The organism is Aureimonas sp. Leaf427 (assembly GCF_001425485.1).
Lineage (GTDB): Bacteria > Pseudomonadota > Alphaproteobacteria > Rhizobiales > Rhizobiaceae > Plantimonas.
Map to the genome: position 1 here is coordinate 34,982 of NZ_LMQW01000013.1, position 19,612 is coordinate 54,593.

15 protein-coding genes and 4 pseudogenes are annotated in these 19,612 nt (G+C 65.9%); 8 read left to right on the plus strand and 11 right to left on the minus strand.

The window, feature by feature from the left end:
- Positions 1-27 precede the first annotated feature (27 nt).
- The 4 genes and pseudogenes from ASG62_RS11600 to ASG62_RS27565 all read left to right on the plus strand — a co-directional run.
- Positions 28-297, plus strand: coding sequence for a hypothetical protein (locus ASG62_RS11600; RefSeq protein WP_056690889.1), 270 nt, complete (start codon positions 28-30; stop codon positions 295-297).
- 3 nt (positions 298-300) lie between these two features.
- Complete coding sequence (locus ASG62_RS11605) at positions 301-2,463, plus strand: zeta toxin family protein (RefSeq protein WP_056690887.1); 2,163 nt, start codon at positions 301-303, stop codon at positions 2,461-2,463.
- A gap of 26 nt (positions 2,464-2,489) precedes the next feature.
- A complete protein-coding gene (locus ASG62_RS11610) occupies positions 2,490-2,774 on the plus strand; it encodes a hypothetical protein (protein WP_056690884.1) in 285 nt (94 codons plus the stop codon).
- A gap of 238 nt (positions 2,775-3,012) precedes the next feature.
- Positions 3,013-3,344 (plus strand): annotated as a pseudogene (locus tag ASG62_RS27565) (hypothetical protein); the annotation flags it as partial.
- Positions 3,345-3,605: 261 nt separating this feature from the next.
- Here ASG62_RS27565 and dhaL read toward each other — a convergent pair.
- The 10 genes and pseudogenes from dhaL to ASG62_RS11665 all read right to left on the minus strand — a co-directional run.
- The gene (dhaL, locus tag ASG62_RS11620) at positions 3,606-5,303 is read right to left on the minus strand and encodes a dihydroxyacetone kinase subunit DhaL (RefSeq protein WP_056690878.1); all 1,698 of its coding nucleotides are present in this window, start codon (positions 5,301-5,303) and stop codon (positions 3,606-3,608) included.
- Between the two features lie 24 nt (positions 5,304-5,327).
- On the minus strand, positions 5,328-6,416 hold the full coding sequence (locus ASG62_RS11625) for an ABC transporter ATP-binding protein (protein ID WP_056690875.1): 1,089 nt from the start codon (positions 6,414-6,416) through the stop codon (positions 5,328-5,330).
- A 44-nt stretch (positions 6,417-6,460) separates the two neighbouring features.
- The gene (locus ASG62_RS11630) at positions 6,461-7,804 is read right to left on the minus strand and encodes an FGGY-family carbohydrate kinase (RefSeq protein ID WP_056690872.1); all 1,344 of its coding nucleotides are present in this window, start codon (positions 7,802-7,804) and stop codon (positions 6,461-6,463) included.
- On the minus strand, positions 7,801-8,847 hold the full coding sequence (locus ASG62_RS11635) for an alcohol dehydrogenase catalytic domain-containing protein (RefSeq protein WP_056690868.1): 1,047 nt from the start codon (positions 8,845-8,847) through the stop codon (positions 7,801-7,803). Before ASG62_RS11635 ends, ASG62_RS11630 begins: the two co-directional genes overlap by 4 nt.
- Entirely contained in the window at positions 8,844-9,677 is an 834-nt protein-coding gene (locus ASG62_RS11640; RefSeq protein WP_056690865.1) for a carbohydrate ABC transporter permease, read from the minus strand. Before ASG62_RS11640 ends, ASG62_RS11635 begins: the two co-directional genes overlap by 4 nt.
- The gene (locus tag ASG62_RS11645; RefSeq protein ID WP_056690862.1) at positions 9,677-10,612 is read right to left on the minus strand and encodes a carbohydrate ABC transporter permease; all 936 of its coding nucleotides are present in this window, start codon (positions 10,610-10,612) and stop codon (positions 9,677-9,679) included. The genes ASG62_RS11640 and ASG62_RS11645 overlap by 1 nt, the downstream gene beginning before the upstream one ends.
- A 58-nt stretch (positions 10,613-10,670) precedes the next feature.
- Positions 10,671-12,038, minus strand: coding sequence for an ABC transporter substrate-binding protein (locus ASG62_RS11650; RefSeq protein ID WP_056690857.1), 1,368 nt, complete (start codon positions 12,036-12,038; stop codon positions 10,671-10,673).
- Positions 12,039-12,075: 37 nt separating this feature from the next.
- Entirely contained in the window at positions 12,076-12,840 is a 765-nt protein-coding gene (locus ASG62_RS11655) for a GntR family transcriptional regulator (RefSeq protein ID WP_056690855.1), read from the minus strand.
- A 154-nt stretch (positions 12,841-12,994) separates the two neighbouring features.
- Entirely contained in the window at positions 12,995-13,777 is a 783-nt protein-coding gene (locus ASG62_RS11660) for a class I fructose-bisphosphate aldolase (RefSeq protein WP_056690852.1), read from the minus strand.
- Positions 13,778-14,785: 1,008 nt separating this feature from the next.
- Positions 14,786-15,687 (minus strand): annotated as a pseudogene (locus ASG62_RS11665) (IS3 family transposase); the annotation flags it as partial.
- A gap of 17 nt (positions 15,688-15,704) precedes the next feature.
- Between ASG62_RS11665 and ASG62_RS11670 the strand changes: the two are divergent.
- The 4 genes and pseudogenes from ASG62_RS11670 (at position 15,705) to ASG62_RS11680 (ending at position 18,018) form a co-directional block, all read left to right on the plus strand.
- Positions 15,705-16,784, plus strand: coding sequence for an IS5 family transposase (locus tag ASG62_RS11670; RefSeq protein ID WP_056690850.1), 1,080 nt, complete (start codon positions 15,705-15,707; stop codon positions 16,782-16,784).
- Positions 16,785-16,916: 132 nt separating this feature from the next.
- Positions 16,917-17,153: pseudogene (locus tag ASG62_RS27570) on the plus strand (ISL3 family transposase); the annotation flags it as partial.
- 170 nt (positions 17,154-17,323) lie between these two features.
- Entirely contained in the window at positions 17,324-17,713 is a 390-nt protein-coding gene (locus tag ASG62_RS11675) for a Mu transposase domain-containing protein (protein WP_056690849.1), read from the plus strand.
- Positions 17,710-18,018: a hypothetical protein gene (locus ASG62_RS11680; RefSeq protein ID WP_056690846.1), complete on the plus strand. Its 309-nt coding sequence runs from the start codon at positions 17,710-17,712 to the stop codon at positions 18,016-18,018. The genes ASG62_RS11675 and ASG62_RS11680 overlap by 4 nt, the downstream gene beginning before the upstream one ends.
- 729 nt (positions 18,019-18,747) lie before the next feature.
- Here ASG62_RS11680 and ASG62_RS28020 read toward each other — a convergent pair.
- Positions 18,748-19,605 (minus strand): annotated as a pseudogene (locus ASG62_RS28020) (alpha/beta fold hydrolase); the annotation flags it as partial.
- Positions 19,606-19,612 lie beyond the last annotated feature (7 nt).

Sequence of the window (19,612 nt, forward strand, 5' to 3'; positions counted from 1 at the left end):
TGCGACCATGAGGACAAGGAGAGACCAATGACGGAACAGGCAGTGGACTTCGACGCGATCGTGCGGGCCGACCTCGCGATCGAGATCATGAACCAGGGGCGGAGCCTCCTATCGGCCCGGCTGCACGACATCGACGACGGCGATCCGGTCGAAACCGAGCGGTTACGGTCGCGCCGGCGTGATCTGCTCGCGCTTCAGCACGGCGTCGTCGTCGGGATGCCCGAGACCGTCGAGCCGCTGATCGCAGAGTGGGGTCCAAGGGTCCGGGACGAGGAGCGGTTCTGGCGGGAGCTCTGAGCGATGTCCGAGCCTCGCGAAACCCACATCCTGACCCCTGCCGAAAACGAGCGCATCTTTCGAGCCGACATCGCGCCGGACTACCTGCCCGGCAATCTCGCACGGGCGGAGCGCCCGACCCTGGTCGTGCTCGGAGGGCAGCCCGGCGCCGGCAAGACCGCGATCCTCACCTCCAGCCAGCGCGAACTGGCCGAGACAGGCCCGGCGGTTCGGATCGTCGGCGACGATCTGCGTGCCTATCATCCGTCCTTTGCGGTCCTGCAGCGCCGTGACGCTGAGACCGCCTCGCAGTTCACCCAAGCCGATGCAGGACGCTGGACGGAGAAGCTTCTGGCGGAAGCGCTCAAGGCACAAGTCCATGTCGTGTTCGAGACGACGATGCGCACGCCGGAGGCCGTGGCGAAGATCATGACGCTCGGTCGCGAGGCCGGCTATCGTGTCGAGGCCCGGACGGTCGCGGTTCATCCGCGGGTCAGCTGGCAGGGCTGCCACACTCGTTTCGAGGAGATGCAGCATGCTGGCGAGCCCGCTCGCATGCCGCAGCGTGAGGTGCATGATGCGGGAGCTGCCGGCGTCGTCGCCAGCCTGACCAGGATCGAGGCCGACAAGCTCGCCGATCGCGTCCAGATCCGACTGCGCACGGGAGACATCGTCTATGACAATGCGCTTGAGGCCGGGCAATGGCGAAAACCCGCCGAGGCTGCCATCGTTATGGAGCGAGAGCGAGAGCGTCTTCTGGCCCAAGGCGCGATCCAGCGCTTCGCCGACGACTGGAGTCATGTGCTCGCCCGTATGGAAGAGCGTGCCGCGCCCGACGAGAAGCGAGCCGCCGTCGAGATCCAAGCGAGGGAGGATGTAGCGCATTTCCGGACGCAGCGGCGCGATGCCGACATGGTGGACGGCAGGACCCGCGGCCGTTTCGTGATGGAACGCGCGCCGGACGCGCTGGCACTGTTCGTCGAACTCTACGACAATGCCGTACGGGATGCCTCGCGTCGTCCGATCGGCAATGTCGAAGCCCACGCGGCAGGTCGGCTGACCCAGAGCTATGCCGCCCCGAAACTCGTCGAGACCTCGCGCGAGCTTGGGCTGCTGCCCGAGGATGGTCGGATTGTCGCGACGCGGGCGCTGGTCCAGGACAAGCGCGCCAGCCGGGAGTTTCCGGCAGCGCATCGCATGCCTGCCGATCTCGCCGTCGAGGCCGGGGACGGCGCTTGGAGCCGTCTCACCGATCTCTTCACCGTTCCACTCAACCGTATCGCCATTGATCGCGACGTGTTCGCCCCGACCGATCGGATGTCGCGGATCGCCAACGTGGCCGACGCCTGGATGGAAGGCGCCGGCATGCGGGCAAGTCTTGCCAGAGGCGCGAACGTCGTCGCATCCGGCGTGATGTCGGCCGGTGAGGCGATGACGCGGATCGTCGAGCCCGGCTACCGCGAGGCTGCCCGCCACGCGCAGGAGAAGCTCGAGCGCAATGTCTCCGTCATGGAACGCGCCGCACTCTCCGCAATGATCGTCGTTGGAGCTGGCCAGTCGGCGCGGGAGGTTCGCGATGATCTCCGCCTGCGGGTGCAGGACATCGCTCATCGTGCGACGGCCAAGGTGATGCTGGGGCAGGCCCTGTCAGAGACCGACTTTCAGGATCGGCTCAATCCGGCCCGGCGGCGGGACGTCAACGACCTCGTGGCAGGTGTCGCCGACAACGAACGCAAGCTTGGCGCCGGGTATCGGCTGAAACCAACCGGGGAGCGCATCCTGACATCCGGCGTGCTCATCCCGGCCCGCGAACTGCCGGATCTTGACGAGCGGGAGATAGGGCAAAAGCTCGACGCATCGGCGCGGCTCGAGAAGAAGCGCGGCGAGATCGAGCGTCTCGCGCGTCTCGTCTACGGGGACACGGCCGTCGCGTCCCTGACGCGGCAGATCGGATCGGCGTCTGAGGGCGCTTTAGCCGCCGAGGACGTGCGTAACGGCAAGCTTGGACCCCTGGCGGGTGAGAGTGGAAGCTGGTTTCGGGCGGAAAGCTTCGCACGCCAGACCGCAAAGGCGCACGCTCCGCACCTGGCGGCCGCCCTTGCGGACTACGGGCAGACGGTGGAATTCGAGCGGCATCAGGTGATTCTAGCCATCGTGAGGAGCAGTACCGCCAGCGCCAGGAGGTAAAGGGATCGTCGGCAGCTCTGGCCAAGATGCTTGAAGCGAGGCCGGACGAACAGTCTCGTCAGCTGCGGGAGAGCCCGGAACTCAGGCGTGAGCTTTCCAGCCTGATGCTCGCTTTAAACCGGCGGCTTTCTCTCGAGGACCGCTCGATATTGCATGCGAGCGACATCGTCCAGATTTCGAAAACCCTCGGGGTGACGCCCGCGCAAGCAGCACAGTTGCGCTGGGTACAAGTTCGCGGCGTCCAGGCGGAACGGATGATCCCGGATCGCTTACGTTTTCGAGGTCCGGAGAACCTTTCGCTTGAACGCTGAATGTTTGTAGATCAGAATTTTGGTAGGACTGTTTTCGCGTCGGAGGTGGTCAAGTATAAAGGTTACGTACTCGACCCGCAGGGCGGCTGCTTCTTGTTCTAGACCCGCGTTAAAGGAAAGGACGATTTTCGGGTATGCTGCCGCCGTTCGATTTGAATGGCGCCAGCGTAGCCGACTGCAGAGTTTTGTCTGTTGAATGGTGAGAGAGACACTTCCAATATTTCGGGAGATTCCCGGTCAGCTGTCGGCGCGTCCACGCCGCTATGCGCAGAACGAGTTCGAGGTGGCGGCTTTCAAAAGAAGCTTCCCGGCCGAGTTGGCGGCCATCCAGGCCAAACTCCCGCAAGGTACCTAGATCGAGCCATGGTGGGCTGATGGTGAGGCCGTCAAGCAATCGATCCGGTGAATCGAGTGTAGGCCGAACCGCATAGGGCAGAAGAATAAATGCATCCGCCGTTGGGCAAAGCACGGCGAGAGGCCTTCCGCCCCACACGACCAGCGCACCATGTGGATCTACATCTTCGGTGCCGTCTGCCGATGAAGGGAAAGGGTGCCGATCTCGTCCTGCCCTACCGCGAACTGAGGTGGACCTGATCGGATCGTGTCCCAGAAAGTGTTGCGGATGGAAATGATCATCTGCTGTTGCCGCTCAGGTTTGCGGTGCGAGCCCAAACTCTGAACCGAGATCGTCATGTTGACCGACGAGGCGACAGTACGTGCGGGCTGCAGGAGAAGCTCCCATGTTGAGGTGTCGCTCGAGACAATCGGTCTGTCATCCATTCGAACGGGCGCAATCGGCACGGGCGGCCGAGGGACCCACGCGCGACGTCATCACGCGGGATCGGCAGGGTCGCCCAGCGAGCCGGCGACAGCGTCCAGCCAGGCGGCAGCCGCCTCCGCGCCCGGGTCGGGGATACCCAGGGCGCGCTCGCCGAGATAGCTGGATCGACCGCGCCGAGGCAAAATTGCGGCCGTGGCCTCGGCACCGGTCCGCGCGGCCTCGACGGCCTCGAAGAAGCTCGCCTCGTCGCTGCCGGAGAAACGGTCGGCGGCGGGCAGCAAGGCATCGAGCATCGTCCGGTCGCCGACCTTCGCGTCGCCGATCTGCGCGATGGCCTGCGCTCCGGCCCGCAGCGCTTCGCTCCAGTCCTGTGCGCGGACGGCCGTGCGTCCTTCGAGCGTGTTGGCCGCCCGCAGAAGTCCCGCCGCGTAGAGCGCGCCGGACGTCCCGCCCACGGTCCGCCGCAGGCTGGCCGAGAGGGCGCGCAGGACGGCGGCGGCCGTCAGGTCGCGGTAGGTGTCGATCTCGGCCAGAATCGCCTGGGCCCCCCGTGCCAGATTGGCGCCGAGATCTCCGTCGCCGACCTTACGGTCGAGGTCGGTCAGTCGGGTCTCCTCGGCGACCAGCCGCTCGGCGGCGGCGCGTATCGCCGAAACGATCCGTGGGTTCGGCGCCGCCATCCGCTGCTCGACCGCTTCCTCGCGCGGGCACTCGATCGTCGGCAGAGCCGCGCTCGGCTTCGTTCCCGTCCCTGGCCAAGCCGGGGCCGAGGCCGGCGCATCCAGGGCCGACAGCAGGCCCGGGTCGAGGCGCATGGCGGAGATGGAGCATCCCGCCATTTCGATCGCGGTGAGGAAGGTTCCCGTCCACATGCGCTCGACCGACGTGCCCCGAGCCGACGCCGCCTTCAAGGCTGCACGCGCGACGAGGTCCATTTCCATGGCGGGGGTTCCGCCGAGATTGTTGGCCAGCAGCGCGACAGTCTCGCCCTCCCGGAGGCCGAGACTGTCCAGGACGCGGTCGACGAGGAGGCCGACGAGATCGTCGACCGGCCGCAGAGCGACGCGTTCCACGCCCGCCTCGCCATGGATGCCCAGCCCGAGTTCGATCTCGTCCTCGCCCAGAGTAAAGCTCGGCTTTCCCGCCGCCGGAACGATGCAGGGGGTGAGCGCGACTCCCATCGTGCCGACCGCATGGGCCGCGCGCTCCGCCTCGGCTTCCACCTCCTCCAACGTGCGTCCCGCCGCCGCCGCCGCGCCCGCGACTTTGTGGACGAGAACGGTCCCGGCAATGCCGCGGCGACCGGCATTGTCGCCCCCTGCCGAGAGCGACACGTCGTCGGCGACGACGACCATCGCCACCGAGAGGCCCTCACTGCGCGCGAGTTCGGCCGCCAAGCCGAAGTTCAGGCGGTCGCCCGTGTAGTTCTTGACGATCAAAAGCGTGCCGCCCGTTCCGGTGACGGCGCGGATCGCCGCGAGCACGGCGTCCGTCGAGGGAGAGGTGAAGACGTCGCCGCAGACGGCCGCCGTCAGCATGCCCTCGCCCACGTAGCCCGCATGGGCGGGTTCGTGGCCGGAACCGCCGCCCGAGACGATCGCCACCTTCCCGGACCTTCGGAGGGCTTCGACGTCGCTTCGCAGAATCACGCGATGGCCGGACAGGACGGCGAGACCTTCGTGGGAGAGCACGATGCCCTCGATCATCTCGTCGACGACGCGGGACGGATCGTTGATCAGCTTCTTCATGGACGCTTCCTATCCGAAGGGCGGTCAGGCTGCGAGGACCGAACGCTCGCTGGTGGGGTCGAAGGCGTGGAGCGACTGCGGGCGGTGGCTGAGGACAAGATCCTGTCCAACCCGGAGCGTAGGGTCCTGCTCGAACTGGGCGATGATCAGATCGTCGCCGACACGAAGCTGGATCATCACCTGGGAGCCGAGCGGCTCGATGAGTTCGACCGTTCCGCGGATTCCCTCCGCGTGGCCGCCTGCAACCGGGGCCAGATGCTCGGGACGCACGCCGACGACCACCTTGCCGCCGCTGCGGCCGGCTAGCGCCTTCCCGACCTCGTTCCCGGTGCGCAAGCGGAAACTGGCCCCCTCGACCACGCTGCCATCGGTTTGCGACAGCCCGTCGAGAAAGTTCATGGGAGGAGAGCCGATGAACCCCGCAACGAACCGGTTGACGGGACGGTCGTAGATGATCTGCGGAGGGGCGATTTGCTGAACCCGTCCGCCATGCATGACGACGATGCGCTCGCCCATCGTCATCGCCTCGAGCTGGTCGTGGGTGACGTAGAAGGTGGTGATCTTCAGCCTGCGACAGAGCTTCGTGATCTCCGCCCGCATCTCGATGCGAAGCTTGGCGTCGAGGTTCGACAGCGGCTCGTCCATGAGGAAGATCCGGGGCGCACGCACGATCGCGCGCCCCAGGGCGACGCGTTGGCGCTGACCGCCCGACAGCTCTCCCGGCAGCCGCTCGAGCAGGGGCGTCAGACCGAGGGCCCCCGCGGTGCGTCGCACCGTCTCCTCGATGGCGGCCTTCTTCATGCCCTTCACCTTCAGGCAGAAGGCCATGTTCTCGTAGACGCTGAGATGGGGATAGAGCGCGTAGTTCTGAAACACCATCGCGACGTCGCGCTCGCGCGGCTCAAGATCCGTCACGTCCTGTCCGTCGATGGTGATCGCCCCTTCCGTCGCGTCCTCCAGCCCCGCCAGGATTCGCATGGTCGTCGTCTTGCCGCATCCCGAGGGCCCGACGAGGACGACGAACTCGCCGTCGCGTGTTTCGAGATTAAAATCGGACACCGCGACGAATTCACCGAAGCGTTTGCCGACGCCCGTCACCCCAATCACTGCCATATCTTTTCCTCCTCGATGATCCCGTCGGTCCGTGCCGTCGTGGATCAGCTGACATTCGTTGCGGTTGCAGGGGCGAAGCTGCGGACGGCGGGACGCGCCAAGGCCGAAAGGCCGCGCGGGCTGATCGCAGCCCATGCGATGAGGGCGGCTCCGGCTCCGGTCAGTTCGTTCTCGTCGAAGCGGTGGATCGTCCTCCCGAACATGTCGGCCCGCATCTGCAGGAAGCGGTCGGAGCGCGACCAGCCGCCGGTCGTGTAGACGTCTCCCGTCGCGCCCACGGCCTCGATCAGGGAGGCGCTTCGCCGGATCGTCCCGCGGACAGCCTCCTGCGTTGCGACGAGTGCGGCGTTGCGATTCGAAGCCGACGGAAGGACCGCGTCTTGGCCGACCAGGGAGCGTTTTGCGGGAGCCGGGACGGGCTTCGGCGTCTCGCCCGACAGCAGGGCGGAAACCAGGTCCCCGTGGACGCCGCTCCGGTAGGGCGCCAGGGCCGAGGCGAGCTCGAAGACACCGAGGCACGACAGGCCCGGGCTGCCGAGGACCGGAACGGAGAAGGCCAACCTGGGATCCAGCGGTCGAACCGCTCCGGGTTCGGCTTCTCCGTAGACGACCTCGGCCGTGCCCATCGAATCGACCACGGCATCCGGCTCGAAGCGCCGGATGTAGGAGGCCGCGACCGGATGGTCGTGCCCACCGGCTACGACGACGGTTTCGGCATCGGCGGCGCCCGTCCGGCGCAGCCGCCCCGGGCGCATCGTTCCCACGACCGTCCCGGCCGGCACGACCGGAGGAAGGCGCGGTGCTTTTGCGGCCTCAAGCATCGGTGCGTGCCAGTTGCGGCCATAAACGTCGTAGGCAGCGGTTCGGGCAGCCAGCGTTTCGCTGACGAACGGCGTGCCGCTCCATGCAACGGCAGGATAATCCGTCAGCGCGATCCAGATTCTCCCATCCGCGATGTCCTGCGGCCGATGCCGGGACAGCCATAGCCACTTGGCTACCGTCCGGAACCGGTCGATATGAAGACCGAGCCTCTCCGAGGCGGCGTCGCCACGGGCGAGTTCCCCCGCTTCGGCACGGGCGCGCTCGTCGAACCAGGGAACGGCGGTTGCGACGGGGACGAGGTCGCCCGTCAGCGGCAGGCCGTCTTCGCCTACGCCCGCGGTCGCGACGGCGCGAAGCGGCAGTCCTTCGCCGACCTCTCTCCATCCTTCGACGATCAGGTCCTCGGCGGACCGCAGGAGGTCCTCGGCCGACGTCGCGGGCCCGATGCCGTCCTCGATCCTCGGTGTGGCGACGGCTTTGGCCCACCGCACGCGGCCCTCTGTGTCCACGAGAACGGCCTTGAGGTTCGTGGAGCCAATATCGAGTCCGCAGCACAGTTGCGTCATCTCGACGGGCCCGGGAATGTCAGAAGCGTCTTCACGGATGCGCCCTTCGCCATGTTGTCGACGGCCGCGGCGAAGTCCCAGGCGCTATAGGTGTCGGTGACGAGCGCCGACGCCTCGTCGCGGATGTCGGGCATGAACTCGACGGCGGCCGGGAACTTGTCCGCCAGCGAGTTCGAGCCGACGATGCGCAGTTCCTTCTCGTAGATGAGGAACGGCGGCAGGCCGACCCGATCCTCCTCGTTGTGGACGCCGACCTGCACGAGCGTGCCCGTCGCGTCGAGACGGCCGACGCCTGCGACCAGCGCGGGTGCGACGCCCGCCGCTTCGAAGACCACCTCGAAGAGGGAGGAGCCAAGTCCGTCCGGCATCGCCACGTTCTCGATCCCCGCCTTGCGGGCGACCGCGTGCTTGCCCACCGCGGGGTCGCAGACCGTGACCGACGCCGCCTCGAGCTTGCGGCATACGACGGCAAGAAGGAGGCCCATCGTCCCGGCGCCCATGACGAGCACCGTGCGGTCCTTGACGCCGCCGGAAGCCGCGACCGCGTTCAGGACACAGGCCAGCGGCTCGATCAACGCCGCCACGGAGTGGCCGATCGATTCCGGGACGCGATAGGCGTTGCGGGCGGGAACGGCGACGAAGTCCGCGAACGCTCCCGGCCGGGCGACGCCGAGCGGGAAGAGGTTGAGGCAAAGGTTCGGACGGCCGGCCTTGCACCAGCGGCAGGTACCGCACGTCCCGTTCGGATCGACGGCAACGAAGTCGCCTTCCTTGATGTCCCTTACATCGGAACCGACGGCCGTCACATGTCCGGCGAACTCGTGACCCGGAATCACCGGATAGCGCGTTCCCGGAAAACCGTGCCGAACGATGTGGAGATCGGTTCCGCAGATGCCGCAGCAGACGGGCGAAACGATCACCTCGCCGGGAGCCGGCGTCGGCACGGCGACGGCGATCACGCTGATCGAATGATCCTCGCCGACCTCGATGGCGCGCATGGCGTCTCGCCCGTTCCGTTCGAACAGTTTGTCCGTGAGGCTCATTTGACCGCTCCGAAGGTGAGGCCGCGCGTCAGGCTCTTCTGGGCAAGCCAGCCGGCTGCCACGACGGGGATGTTGACAAGGATGGCGACCGCGGCGACCTGCGCGTTGTAGAGCTGTCCGAAGCTCAGGAACTTTTGCAGGAAGACCGGCAGGGTGCTGTTGGTGGTGGTCAGGTTCACCGCCAGGAAGAACTCGTTCCAGGCGAAGATGCCGCAAAGAAGCGCCGTCGAGGCGATGCCCGGTCGGATGAGCGGCATGACGATGAACAGGAGCTCTCGGAGCTTGCCGGCCCCGTCGACGCGCACCGCGTCGAACACGTCCCTTGGAATCTCCGCCATGAACGAGCGGATCATCCAGACCGCGAGAGGCAGGTTCATCGAGATGTAGACGATGACGAGCAGCGTCGTGCTGTTGAGCAGCCCCACCGTCCGCGCCACGAGGTAGAGGGGCACGATGCCCGCCGCGAGCGGCATCATCTTGGTCGAGATCAAGAAGAAGAGAACGTCGCGCCACTTGCGCACCGGGCGCACGGACAGGGCGTAGGCTGCGGGTACCGCCAGCACGATCACGACGAAGGTCGACACGAGCGTGGCGACGAGCGAGTTCACGAGGAAGTCGACGAAGCCGCTGGAGAACGCTCGGGCGTAGTGCTCCAGAGTCGGCTCGAAGAAGAGCTTGGGCGGGAACGCGATCGCGTCGTTCTCGGTCTTAAAGCTCGTCAGGAGCATCCAGGCAACCGGGGCAAACATCAGCAGCGTACCCGCCCAGGTGAGGAGCGTGAAGACCGCGGCGGAAAAGCCCTTGCGTTCTCGGGCGACGGGACGGGCCATCAGCGGCCTCCTTCCTTGAACAGGCCGGACACGACCCTGAGAAGCGGGCTGACGAGCAGGATCGCGATCACGAGCGTGACGATCGCGTAGGCGGAGGCCCGGCCGAGGTCGAAAGCGCTGAAGGCCTGGAGATACACGTAGTAGGAGAGGTTGGTCGTCGCGTAGGCGGGACCGCCGCCGGTGAGGATCGTGACGGCCGCGAAGTTTTCGAGGACGTACATCGCCGTTAGAAGCCCCGTCAGCTCGATGAAGGGCCTCAAGTGCGGCAACTCGAGCCGGCGAAAGACATAGAGGCGGCTGGCGCCGTCGACGGCGGCGGCCTCGCGCACCTCTTCGGGAAAGGATTGGAGCCCGGCCAGAAGGATCAGAAGCGCGAAGGCCGACCACTGCCAAGCGGTGACGAGGATAATGGAGAGCTTCGGATACTGGGTGAGCCAGCCGACGCGTCCCAGTCCCAATTCCCAGGTCGCCCAGCCGAGCAATCCGAAATTGGCGTCGTATATGGCGGTCTTCCAGAACAGCGCCGCCGCCACGGGCATGAGGAAGAAGGGCGTGATCGCGAGCGTGCGCGCAAGCCCGCGTCCCCAAAAGGCTCGATTGAGACCGAGGGCGAGGAGGCCGCCGACGAGGAGCGACAGCGCGACGATCGACCCTGTCATGATGGCCGTGTTGGCGAGCGCGCGCAGGAAAACGGCGTCGCCGAATGCACCAATGAAGTTTCTGAACCAGACGAGCCGCGGCGGGTTCAGCGAAACCATGTTCCAGCTCTGGACGCTGTAGTAGAGCGTCAGCACGAACGGGATCTGTGTCACGACGAGGACGAACGCCATGGCCGGCAGGAGCGGCAGGCGCCGGTTCCAGCCTTCGCGGCGGCGCGACGCGGAAACGGGAGGACGGCTGGCCGGTGCCGAGGATGTCATCGATATATCGGTCATGGAGCGGGACCTTTGCCGGAGTGCCCGGAGCCGCGGGGAGCGGCTCCGGACATCGGGATCACTTGATGTAGCCGGCATCCGTCATGATCTGACGGATCTGGTCCTCGCTGGTCTTCAAGGCCTCGTCGACGGTCTGCTGGCCGCTGATCGCCCCGGATATCTGCTGTGAGACGAAGTCGCCGATCTGCTCGAATTCAGGGATCGAGACGTATTGCACCCCGGTATAGGGCACGGGATCGACCGTCGGCTTTTGCGGGTTTGCCTCCTCGATCGACTTCAGCGTCAGGTCAGCATAGTCCTTCGCTGCCGCTTGGTACTCGGGGATCGCGTAGGTCGACTTGCGCGAGCCGGGCGGAATCTGGTCCCATCCCGCTTCCTTGCCCGCGAGCGCGATGTACTCGGGGCTCGTCACCCAGGAAATGAACTTCCAGGCCGCATCCTGGTGCTGGCTCGTCTCCGGGATCGCTAGACCCCATGCCCATAGCCAGCCGCTGTATTCGGTCTCCTTTTTCGGAGCGAGTGCGAACCCGACATTCGGCTTCAGTTCGGCCGAAGACTGGTCGAGAACGGGACCTGCGAAGACCGTGTCGTCGTACCACATGGCCGTGCGCCCTTGTGAGAAGAGCTGGAGGCATTCCTGCCAGCCGGCGGTCGCCGCGTCCTGCTGGCCGTGCTCGCGGATGAGGTCCACGTAGAACTCGATCGCTGCCTTGGTCTTCGGCGAGGTCAGTTGGGGCTGCCAGTTCTCGTCGAACCAGCGACCACCGAACGTGTTGATGACCGTGGTGAGCGGCGCAAGGTTCTGGCCCCAGCCCGGAACGCCCCGCAGGCAGATGCCGGAGACGCCCTTGGCATCGTCGTCGAGCTTGGCGGCGAACTCCGCGACCTGGTCCCACGTCGGATGCTCGGGCATCGTCAGGCCGGCGGCCTGGAACAGATCCTTGCGGTAGAACATGAAGGATGAGGAGCCGTAGAACGGCGTGGCATAGAGGCTGCCATCCTTGGATATGAGGTCGAGGATCGGCTTGTTGAGGTCGTCGAGCTTCCAGTCGGTCGCCGAGGGGACGTATTTTTCGCTGAGGTTGACGATCCATCCCTTCTGCGCCCAGAGCGGCACCTCGTAGGCGCCGATCATGACGACGTCGAACTGGCCCGACTTCGTCGCCACGTCGCGTAGGACCGTCGGGCGCAGCTGGTTCTCGGGAAGGATCTGGAAGTTAACCTGGATGTCCGGGTTCGTCTTGTAGAACTCACCAATGAGACGCTCGGCGACCTGCATCTGCGGGTTCGCCGCCATCGCGATCGTCAGCGAGGTCTTCTCCTGCGCCGAGGCCGCGCCGGCCGCGATCAGCGCCCCAGTCGCGGCGTAGAGACAAAGCTTCGCCATCCGAGCGCGAAGGGCGCGCCCGCTCGAGATCCTGTTCATGTGCTTCCTCCCAGAAGAACCGCCTTGATCGGCGGGTTTAAGCGTCTTGCGGATCTGCCTCCGCTTCGACCGTGACCTCCACCACGTCGTTGCGAATCCACGACGTGTAGTAATCGAAGTTCCGTCCGTCCTTCGTCCAAGAAATCGACGTGACCAGGAGCAGCGGGGCGCCAATCTTCACCTCGAGCAACCCGGACAGTTTCTCGTCTGCCAACACTGCGGCAACGGACCGCCGTGCGCCGAACACGGAGAAGCCAGCTTCCACGAGCGTCCTGTTCAAAGAGGCGCGCCCCTCAACGACACCGCTCGGAATCAACAGCTCCTGGACCATCGGCAGCATGTAGTTCACCGAGTAGAGGGCCACTCGACCGTCAAGGCGACGAAGTCTCGCCAGGACGAATCCTTTTTCGTCTGCGCCAAGCTTCAATGCCTTTGCGATCTCGGGAGGAAGAACCTCCAGGGTCGCTCGGATGGTCTTCGTCTCCACATTCCGATTGTTGTGGGTGACCTCTGTTTCGAAGAAGCCCGCCGGCACCTGGAGGCGCCAGCCCCTTTGTTCCGGATCAAGGACGAAGGCCCCCCGTCGGGGCACCATTTTGATGACCTTCTTTTCCTGCAGGCTTCTCATCGTCTCGCGCACGGTCGAGCGAGACAGGTCGTACCGGCGGCACAGTTCGCTTTCCGATGGAAGCCGCTCGCCTGGCGCCAGCGTACCGTTCTGGATCTGCTGCTCCACCAGTCGGTGGAGCTGGAGATAATAAGGTTCCGAACCGAGGCGGTCGATCGCGGCTTGCTGGCTCATCAATTCTTGTCCGTGTTGTCCGTACAGTACGGCTTGTTGCGACCTCGGCGCAAGCCCTATTCGGGGACCTGCTCATATTGGTCGAGGACAAAGATAGTATGTCTCGGAGCAACGGTGGACATCCGATGTTCCATCGGCCGAATGCGTCTGGAGATCAGTCGTCGAAGCGAACGCTGCGCGTCAGCTTGGCCACCTCGCCCAGCACCCGCTCAGCCTGGCTGCGTTCGCGCTGCCAGATATTCCGCCCGACGATCACGCCGCGCGCTCCGGAGCGGATGGTCTGGGCGACTGCGTCGATCGTCTCGCTTGGATCGCCGGCCAGCGGTCCGCCCGCAATGACCAAAGGCACCTTTAGCTCGTCCACCAGTCGCTTCGTGCGCTCCTCGCCGGGGAAGGCGATCTTAATGATGTGGGCACCGAGGTCGTAGGCGATGCGCGCGACCTTTTCCTCCTCGATGATGACGTCCTCCGAGCGAGGGGCGCCCATGATGACCGGCTCGAGAACGAGCGGGATGTCCCAGTGGTCGCAGGCCGCGATCACTTTGCCGACGCGTGTGCACATGGCCACCCGTTCCGCCTTGGACATGTTCCAAGGAAACAGCATCTTGACGGCGTCGACGCCCATCCGAACGGCCTCCTCGACCGTCGTGATCAGGCCGTGAGATCCGCTGCCGTCGAGTTCGCGGAATTCATAGTAGGTGTCGATGGTGAGAACGCGCGTCAGGTGAGGGCGGGCAGCGAAGAACTTTTCTGTCTGCTTGACCTGACCGGGAGTCATCATGAAGCCGGTGACGTCGTTGTCCGCCCAAGCAGCGAACGGAGCCGAGGGCGTTTCCAAGCCCTCGATGCGGTCGAAGATGAGCCCATGGTCGACCGGCATGATGATCGCGACGCGGTCGCTCGGCAGCGTACGACGCAGGCGGAATTCCATCGACATTGGGTCTATCCTGTTCTTGAGCCCGCAACTGAGCTCTTCTCCCCAGGACGCATGTACCACACGTCCGTATTGTCCGTACAGACCGGACAAGGACAGGTCTAGGTTTGCCCGCGTGCTTCGTCAAGTCGTAAATTTCGATAATGAGGTGTGGCCACGCGTGGGTGCTATCGGCGACAGACATGGCGACAGACGCACTGCCGACCGGGCAAATGCGTCAAGGGCAACAACGTCGCGATGAAGATCATGCAGACCGGTTGCGCTCCCGCGCTGAATCGTCCCGCTGGGCTGGTGGCTGCCGAGACAATCGAGATCATGTAGAGGACCACGCGGTAGACGCTGCCAGCTGTTTCCGGCGAAGGCGCGACAGCTACGTGGCCAGTCCCTGGAGTTCGCTACGGTCGAATGGGTCGTTTGGGCCGACAGCCGCCGGCTGCGCGAACCGATCGGCCATATCCCGTTGCCTACCTCAGCCTTCGCTTCGGGCGAGCGGCGTCGAGATGCCGGCCGCCATTCTTGGAACCCCGGATGGCGAGTTCGATCGTTGGTAATCTTTTCCTTTTCGGCAAATTCACTGTGATAGATCCTGACGCCGATGGTCCAGTGCGGGATTTCATCGACCGTATCGGCTCAGCGCTATAACGCACTTTGATCCCCTGACGAGGTTCCATAACGAATCTTATGCAACTGGCGCTTCTATATATCATTCCAGTGACTTGGCGCGACGAACCCCTCGAATCCATCTGAGTGTTCCCGCTCTTGCCCGCTACAAGACGCTGTGGGAACCCTATCCTCCGGATATAGCATTTCGGTTTTGCGATCCATGATCGGGTAGCGATGCGAACAGCGAAGCCGTCTGCCACACCGAAAATGAATCTCCAGCAGAGACATTCGTGAGGAAAGAAGCGGCGACGAGATAATCCCCGCTTCCTGCATGTGGAAGAGCTGACCTCAGCCTCTGCGAATTCAAGCTGTGGGCTTGCCCCACATTTGTGGAGAGCGTTTTCGGTTCTACGCGGCCCGCCTTTCGAATTGAAGCGGGCTGATGAAGTTGAGCGCCAAATGGCGCCGGACGGGGTTGTAGAAGCCGTCGATGTAGCGGCCGATCGCGGCTGTCGCCTCAGCTCGGTTCTGGAAGGCGGCGCGCCAGACGAGTTCGGCCTTGAGCGTCTTGAAGAAGGTCTCGACCATGGCGTTGTCGTAGCAGTTTCCCTTGCCCGACATCGAGATCCGAATGCCGTGCCGGCGCAGTTCGGCTTGGTAGTCCAGGGAGCAGTACTGGCTGCCGCGGTCCGCGTGGTGAACAAGACCGGCAGGCGGACGCCGTACGGTGATGGCTCGGCGCAGGGCTGACAGGGCCAGTTCCTTGTGCAGGCGATCGCCGGTAGCCCAGCCGACGACGCGTCGGGCGAACAGGTCGATGACGACGGCAAGGTACAGCCAGCCCTCTCGCGTCCAGACGTAGGAGATGTCCGCACCCCACTTCCGGTTCGGACCGGTCGCCGTAAAGTCCTGGTCAAGGAGGTTCGGCGCGACCGGAAAGGCATGCAGGCTGTCCGTGGTGCGTTTGAACCGTCGCTTCTGCCGCGCCTTCATACCGTTCTCGCGCATCAGGCGGGCAACGCGCCGGCGCCCGATCCCTAAGCCGTTGTCGCGGAGTTCGTGCACCATGCGCGGGCTGCCATAAGTCTCGTTCGATAGAGCAAAAGCCGAGCGGACATGCGCGAGCAGTATCAGGTCGGTACGCTGACGGTGACAGGCCGGGCGGTCCTTCCAGGCGAAGTAGCCGCTCGGACTGACGCCAAGGACCGCCGCATCGATGAGGCGGAACCTCATCGACTTCCCTCCTTGGCGAAAAAAGTCGCGGCCCGCTTCAGGATCTCGCGCTCCTGACGAAGGATCTCGTTCTGACGGAGTTCGGGAGGATGGCATGCGGGGACAGCCTGGGTTCTGGGACGTCGACGAGCGCTATGTCCGGCTGAGCGAAGCGGGTGATCCGCTGGAGAAGCTGAATGCGATCGTGCCCTTTGAGGTATTCAGGAAACCGCTGGCAAAGGCGCTGAGGCGATCGGACGGGGCAAAGGGCGGCAGACCGCCCTATGACGCAGTGCTGATGTTCAAGATCCTGGTGCTTCAGGCCCTCTACAACCTCTCTGACGACCAGGCGGAGTTCCAGATCCAGGACCGGCTGTCGTTCATGCGCTTTCTCGGGCTTGGGATGGCGGAGAAGGTGCCGGACGCCAAGACGATCTGGCTGTTCCGCGAGCACTTGGCCGAGGCTGGCGCGATCAAGACCCTGTTTTCCCGGTTCGACGAGCACCTTGCCAGGGCTGGCTACCTCGCCATGGGCGGGCAGATCGTGGATGCCACGATCGTCGCGGCGCCCAAGCAGAGGAACACCGAGGATGAGAAGGCAGCCATCAAGGCCGGCGAGGTGCCGGAGGCCTGGAAGGACAAGCCGGCCAAGCTTGGGCAGAAGGATCGCGATGCCCGCTGGACGGTGAAGTTCTCCAAGGCCAAGCCGGCGGCGGAGGGAAAGGCCCAGCACATTGACATTGCGGTGCCGGCCTTCGGCTACAAGAACCACGCCTCGATCGACCGGCGCCATGGCTTCATCCGCGGATGGTCGGCAACGAGCGCAGCGGCCTGGGACGGGGCACAGCTTGCGAATGTTCTCGATCGCTCAAACACCGGATCGAAGGTCTGGGCCGACACCGCTTACCGGTCGGCCAAGAACGAGGCATGGCTGGACGAGAACGGCTATGTTTCCGACATTCACCGCAAGAAGCCGAAGGGGCGAGCGATGAGCGAGCGCACGTCACGCGCCAATGGCCGGCGCTCGAAGGTTCGCTCCGCGGTCGAGCACGTCTTCGCCCGCCAGAAGGGGCCGATGAAGCTGTTCATCCGCACCATCGGCATCGTGCGCGCCGAGGTGAAGATCGGCATGGCGAACCTGGCCTACAATCTCACGCGCTTCGTCTGGCATCAGGGGCGCGGTGTGCCCGCATGAGGTCAAAATCGCCGCCAGGAGCGCCAATCGGCGTCTCCTGAGCGAGACATCATCAACCTCGTCGGCTCGCGTCATCGCCAAAGGCTGCGTCAGCCCCCCCAAACGCAAAGCGACATCGTTTTTCGAGGTGCCCAGCTTCATCTTGTGGCGCGTCGCTTCGGCTGTGACGGGCTGGACTGCCGCCAGAGGATCTTTGCCGAGCGCTTCGGTTCGACCGTGCCGGAGCGAGCCCGTCGCACCGGGCGGATGGATGGGATCGTCCACCATCTCGGCCTTGCTCTCGGCGGAAGACCCGGTGCCATCTTCGCTGCCCGGCTCATGCTGCCGGTGAGCAACGACACCCTGCTGCGCGTCGTGCGGCGCCGCGCTCGTTCCCGTCGGCGGAAGACCCGGTGCCATCTTCGCTGCCCGGCTCATGCTGCCGGTGAGCAACGACACCCTGCTGCGCGTCGTGCGGCGCCGCGCTCGTTCCCGTACCGAACCCGAGAATCCACGCCACGACGTGCCGGGTCGTCACGGAGGCCTTCGCCGAGGAACGCATGGTTCTTCGACCGCTGCGGCGGGCTCCGTTCCGGTCGGTCCTGAAGCTCGAGCGGCGCATCAGCCGGGAGGGCATGGTCAGCGTCGGTTGCAACTTCTACTCCGTGCCCGACGCCACACGCCGCCGCACCGTCGAGGTCCACACCTTGGCCGACAAGGTCCGGATCTTCGAGGACGGCACGCTGATCGCCGCCCATGCGGTTCTCGAAGGCCGTCATGGCCGCCGCATCGAGCCGGACCGTCGCACGATCCATGCCGGGCGCCGCCGCTATGACGCCCAGAGCGAGCTCGGCCCAATCCTTCTCGGTGCCGGCGACAAGGTCGCCCAGCGTCCGCTCGCCTCCTACGACGCCATCGGCCAGGCGCTGGCACAGGAGCAGCGGGCATGACCCACTCACTGGACGCCACCCCCTCCACGATCGACCGCATCCGCCACGATCTGGTCGACCTGAAGATGCCCCGTGCGGGTCGAGGTCGTTCCGGACGCGACGTAGGCTGGGACAGCTTCGAAGTCGTCTTCGTCAAGATCGCGGCCCGGCTTCGGGCGAGGGGCTACGACGACGCGATGCGGATGTCTCCGGGGCAGCTGGTCTTCCACTCCCGGCTTCTCGACGAGCTCGACGATGCGGACTTCACCGAGGCAGCCCTGGCGACGCTTCTGGCGCAGGCCGCCGCGCAAGGTGCCGAACGCTGACGATCAACAAGACGAAGCGACGAGGCCTCCGGCCCCTATCGGACGAGCTGACGCAGGAGCTTCGCCACCTCGCCCCGCCGTTCCATCTGCGGCAGGTGGCCGGTCTGCGGGAAGACGTGCAGCGCGATCGTGCCGGGCAGGCCTGTGAAGTGCCGGATCGGCACGACCCGGTCCTCGGCCCCCGCCACAATCTTCACGGGCATGGCGAGATCGGCGAGGCGGCTGCGCACCTCGAAATGCTGCGTGCCCTGCGAGAAGAGGCCTGCCGCCATCGCCGTCTGCGCCTCGNTTCACGGGCATGGCGAGATCGGCGAGGCGGCTGCGCACCTCGAAATGCTGCGTGCCCTGCGAGAAGAGGCCTGCCGCCATCGCCGTCTGCGCCTCGGCATGACGGCCGTCGGCCCGGCCGCGCGCGGTCGCGCGCACGAAACCCTCCGGGATCGCCGCGGGATCGGCAACGAGATGGCGGAGCCAGGTGCGGATCGGCGCCTCGTCGGTCGCCCGCGCGAAGCCTTCGATGAAGCCGGTGTCGATGTCGGGGCCGAAGCCGGCCGGCGCGATCAGCATCAGCGAGCGTATGTCGAGGCCGAGCCCGGCCGCCACCGCCACGGCGACAGCCCCGCCCAGCGAATGGCCGACGAGATGGCAGGCGCCGATGCCCTCCGCGCCGAGCGTCTCTTCCACACCGGCAACGAGAGCGTCGAACCCATCGGCTCCCCCCCCCCCCCNGAGCCCGGCCGCCACCGCCACGGCGACAGCCCCGCCCAGCGAATGGCCGACGAGATGGCAGGCGCCGATGCCCTCCGCGCCGAGCGTCTCTTCCACACCGGCAACGAGAGCGTCGAACCCATCGGCCCGCGCCTCCAGCGACGCGCCGTGCCTGGCGAGATCGACGCCGAGGATGGGTCGTTCGACCTTCGCAAGCTCCGCCAAGAGCGGCCGCCAGCTCGCGCTTTCCGAGCCGAAGCCGTGGATGAGGACGATCGGCGTCCCCTGCCCTTCGCGCAGGGAGACCAGATGAAGCGGCGCCGCGCCGCTCTCCGGCGAGCGCCGGGGCGTGGGTGCCGAAGCGGAGGCGGGACGGGCGGCGACAGGCGCCGGCGTCGGCGCATCCGGGGCGCGGGCGGAAGCCGGGGCGGCCTCGGCGACGGCCTCGACATCCTCGCGCTGGATGCGGCCCTGCGGCCCGCGTCCCGTGAGGGCGGCGAGGTCGATGCCGCGCTCGCGCGCCAGGCGCCGGGCGAGCGGCGTCGCGCGCACGCCGCGGCGCGTCTCCGCGAGTGCGCCCGGCTCTGCCGGTGCGGCTTCCTTCGTCCCGCCGGTCAGCGCGGCGACCTCGCCGGCTTCCGCCCGGCGGGCATCGAGTTCGACGTCGGGATCGGGGCCGACGAGCGGCTGCGGCGTCGGCTGTCCGCTCGACGGCGCAGCGGCCTCGCCCTCGGCATAGATCCAGGCGACGGGCGAGCCGACGGAGATGTCGATCCCCTCGGCGCCCGTCACGTCGCGCAGCGTGCCGGAGGCCGGCGCGTCGATCTCCATGGCGGCCTTGTCGGTCTCGATCTCGAAGAGCGGCTCGCCCTTCTTGATCCGATCG

Bases quoted from the DNA above. Each gene is read 5' to 3' on its own strand.
- ASG62_RS11675 (WP_056690849.1), top strand. From the start codon at position 17,324: ATGGTTCTTCGACCGCTGCGGCGGGCTCCGTTCCGGTCGGTCCTGAAG.
- ASG62_RS11645 (WP_056690862.1), bottom strand. From the start codon at position 10,612: ATGACCGATATATCGATGACATCCTCGGCACCGGCCAGCCGTCCTCCC.
- dhaL (WP_056690878.1), bottom strand. From the start codon at position 5,303: ATGAAGAAGCTGATCAACGATCCGTCCCGCGTCGTCGACGAGATGATC.
- ASG62_RS11610 (WP_056690884.1), top strand. From the start codon at position 2,490: ATGCTTGAAGCGAGGCCGGACGAACAGTCTCGTCAGCTGCGGGAGAGC.
- ASG62_RS11630 (WP_056690872.1), bottom strand. From the start codon at position 7,804: ATGACGCAACTGTGCTGCGGACTCGATATTGGCTCCACGAACCTCAAG.
- ASG62_RS11680 (WP_056690846.1), top strand. From the start codon at position 17,710: ATGACCCACTCACTGGACGCCACCCCCTCCACGATCGACCGCATCCGC.
- ASG62_RS11605 (WP_056690887.1), top strand. From the start codon at position 301: ATGTCCGAGCCTCGCGAAACCCACATCCTGACCCCTGCCGAAAACGAG.
- ASG62_RS11640 (WP_056690865.1), bottom strand. From the start codon at position 9,677: ATGGCCCGTCCCGTCGCCCGAGAACGCAAGGGCTTTTCCGCCGCGGTC.
- ASG62_RS11600 (WP_056690889.1), top strand. From the start codon at position 28: ATGACGGAACAGGCAGTGGACTTCGACGCGATCGTGCGGGCCGACCTC.
- ASG62_RS11650 (WP_056690857.1), bottom strand. From the start codon at position 12,038: ATGAACAGGATCTCGAGCGGGCGCGCCCTTCGCGCTCGGATGGCGAAG.
- ASG62_RS11625 (WP_056690875.1), bottom strand. From the start codon at position 6,416: ATGGCAGTGATTGGGGTGACGGGCGTCGGCAAACGCTTCGGTGAATTC.
- ASG62_RS11635 (WP_056690868.1), bottom strand. From the start codon at position 8,847: ATGAGCCTCACGGACAAACTGTTCGAACGGAACGGGCGAGACGCCATG.
- ASG62_RS11655 (WP_056690855.1), bottom strand. From the start codon at position 12,840: ATGAGCCAGCAAGCCGCGATCGACCGCCTCGGTTCGGAACCTTATTAT.
- ASG62_RS11670 (WP_056690850.1), top strand. From the start codon at position 15,705: ATGCGGGGACAGCCTGGGTTCTGGGACGTCGACGAGCGCTATGTCCGG.
- ASG62_RS11660 (WP_056690852.1), bottom strand. From the start codon at position 13,777: ATGTCGATGGAATTCCGCCTGCGTCGTACGCTGCCGAGCGACCGCGTC.